At 34.0% G+C, this 2729-nt stretch carries 4 protein-coding genes; all 4 read left to right on the forward strand.

Annotated elements, in window-relative coordinates; genetic code table 11:
- The coding region (locus Q0F58_RS18620) for a hypothetical protein (protein ID WP_294379428.1) at window positions 1–760 on the forward strand (760 nt) is incomplete at its 5' end.
- A gap of 92 nt (window positions 761–852) precedes the next feature.
- Window positions 853–1125 carry a DNA-binding transcriptional regulator gene (locus Q0F58_RS18625; protein ID WP_294379434.1) on the forward strand — a complete coding sequence of 91 codons (273 nt, stop codon included), beginning with the start codon at window positions 853–855 and terminating at the stop codon, window positions 1123–1125.
- Window positions 1122–1433, forward strand: coding sequence for a hypothetical protein (locus Q0F58_RS18630; protein ID WP_294379429.1), 312 nt, complete (start codon window positions 1122–1124; stop codon window positions 1431–1433). The genes Q0F58_RS18625 and Q0F58_RS18630 overlap by 4 nt, the downstream gene beginning before the upstream one ends.
- Window positions 1434–1566: 133 nt before the next feature.
- Window positions 1567–2562 carry a hypothetical protein gene (locus Q0F58_RS18635; protein WP_294379432.1) on the forward strand — a complete coding sequence of 332 codons (996 nt, stop codon included), beginning with the start codon at window positions 1567–1569 and terminating at the stop codon, window positions 2560–2562.
- The last annotated feature ends 167 nt before the right edge of the window (window positions 2563–2729 follow it).

A 2729-nucleotide genomic window follows, 5' to 3' on the forward strand; every position in this document is an offset into this window, starting at 1 on the left:
GTTATATGACGAAGGGTTGGCGGTAGTTAATTCAAAAGACGATCTTTATAATAGTGATGATGAAAAAAGGAAAAATGCAATTGGAAGTATTGAAAAGAAAATTAATAAACACCTTAGTTCGGATGATACGAAGAATGTACAGGGGGAGTTTATAAATGCATACTGTAAACATTTTGGATGCTCGGCGGATTACTTATTTGGTTTTAGTAAAATAAAAACAAATAATCCTAGTGTCAAAAAGATTTGCAATCTTACAGGTTTGTCTGAACCTGCAATAAACAAATTAATGAAGGAATGCCAAGAGCAAGAAGGAATATCGTATATTCATGAGTGTTGGTCTTCTTTAATTGAAAGTGATTTGTTTACGTCTATTCCTTTTGATTGGTATTCAGCATATACAGAGATTTGTGAATTCCTAAAGTGTGATGCGGCTTTACAGGCTATTGATGAAGTCATTAAAAATGAAGATGAAAGCTCATTTGAATATAGTTTTGTTGCTATTAAAGGTAAGCCTATTCAAAAAGCACGTGATGGGCACTATGCTGCTTATTATGGAATGCTATATAAACTTGCACAAGGTATTAGTCAAAAGTTGGATCTTTTGTCAAAAGAAGAAGCTGAAAAAGAGCATGTATATGAAAGAGAATTAAAGCAAATGAAGAGTCAATTTGCAGCTGAAATGGCGGTGGCAAAAGGTGAACCAGTTCCTAAGAGAGAAGATGGTGAAGAGTTTCATTTTAATTCACATATAATTATTTAGGAATAACATATTAAGAAGAAAGGACTACATATCATTAAAAGGTGTAGTCCTTTTCTTGACATATACGCATTGACTACATAAAGGAGGCGGCTATGATGAAAGAAATATGCAATGTTGAAGGCATTGAAATTGAAGTTGAGCATATAGATAAAAATGATGTTGATCGTGAACGTAGACTTGTCGCATATCAGTTTAAGGCTATTAGAGAACAAGCTGGTATGAATCGTAAAGATTTTTCTGATTGGATGGGAATTCCTTATCGAACAATGCAAGAATGGGAACTGGGACGCAGACAGGCGCCAGATTATGTTCTTCGCTTGATTGCTTATAAAGTTAAGATGGAGAAGGAAAGGGGGAACCTATGATGACAGTATTATATGGTATTGGAACAATTTTAAGATTTATCCTCAGAATAGCATTATTGCCTGTACAGGCAGTTCTCACCTTGTTAATGCTTGCAATTGGTTTTGTCGGTGGATTAGCGAATATTGTATGCTGGCTGCTAGGAGCTTTCTTTGTGATGGGTGGTATCTGTTCATTTATTAATGGATCTACAACCATTGGATGGCAAGGACTTATTGTGGGTATTATTGTTGCAGTGGTTCCTCAAGCCTTAACTTTTTGGGGAGCAGAAGGAATTGGCTGTTTAAAAGAGTTATTGGCAAGAATATAATGCTTAGGAGAATTTATAAATGAGAATTTCAAGCTTTAATATCAATAAGTTTTGCGGAGCTTATTGATCACTGCAGAAAGGTGGGTATTATAATCCGCGGAATCTTGATTTTAAGACAAAGATTAAAGGGATTGTGGATAGCCTTTTGACTGGAATGGATGATATTGTGGTTTTACAAGAGTTTATTGATAACCAGTTTATCAATGTGAGTCATCTATTTGAACAGTCTAGATATGAGATTTTTGCCAATAGTGATTATAAAGAGTGTAAGAGCAATGTAGTTGCAAATACACTTAAAGACAGTGGATGGAAAAAAGTGGATTTGCAGGCTGAGGTAAAATGCCCAAACAAACTTATAAAAATGAAACATTCTGATAAAAATATACTGCTACTTGGCTTGCATAATACAGGTGTTGATATCAAAAAACAAATTAGTAAGGAATTTCAGTTAAAAGAGGCTGATATTATTTTGGGTGATTTCAATGATCAGGATTGGCTTAGCGTATTATCAAATAGTGATGAATACAGAGGCTTAGTGCCTGATGAAGTAATTACTTACAAGCCTGGACAGACAACAATAGATCAGATATTCATAAGAAAATCAATAGATTCAAAAAGGATTGCTTTCAAGTTGATAGAGACATTTACTTCGGACCATAATATTTTATCTTTTGAACTTGATTCATGTTCTGAAAAGCAAAATTACATAAGGGATAGATCAAGTAATATTCATCTAAGTTTACATGATAGTAGAATTCAAAAGCTTGAAGTTAACCAGAATAGTTTGCAGTTAACAATGGATAGAATCTTTCAGTATAAGCAGGATGAAGAAAGAAGTTATTCAGGTGTAATTGAATTTACAAAGACCGATGTTGAAGAATGCAACATTATGGTGTTTGATAATCCATATGGATATGACGGAGAAAGGTCGTTTTCAGGGAGAAGTTATTCTTTGGACGAATATAAAGAAAAATTTCCAAGTGCGGAATTTGAAATAGTTACTGAAGGCTACAATGGATATGACACAAGTTATCAAGGATGGATATGGACTGAAGAGTCAAATCCGTTATTTGAAATTATGAATATCTGGAATACTGGAGATATGATTTATAAAATAGACACAAAATAGAAATCTGACCGACTTTGTCTCGTTTTGACTCGTTTTGTCTCGTCTCGACCGACATTAGCACTTTTCTTATAGATTTAACGGTGCTATTATTATCATAGTGAGGTGTACCCCAAAAAGTAGAGTCTGAAAAAAGATGATATAATAGAGACAATACGGAGGTACACTAT

The sequence above is a fragment of the uncultured Clostridium sp. genome (assembly GCF_934754915.1).
Classification (GTDB): domain Bacteria; phylum Bacillota; class Clostridia; order Clostridiales; family Clostridiaceae; genus Clostridium.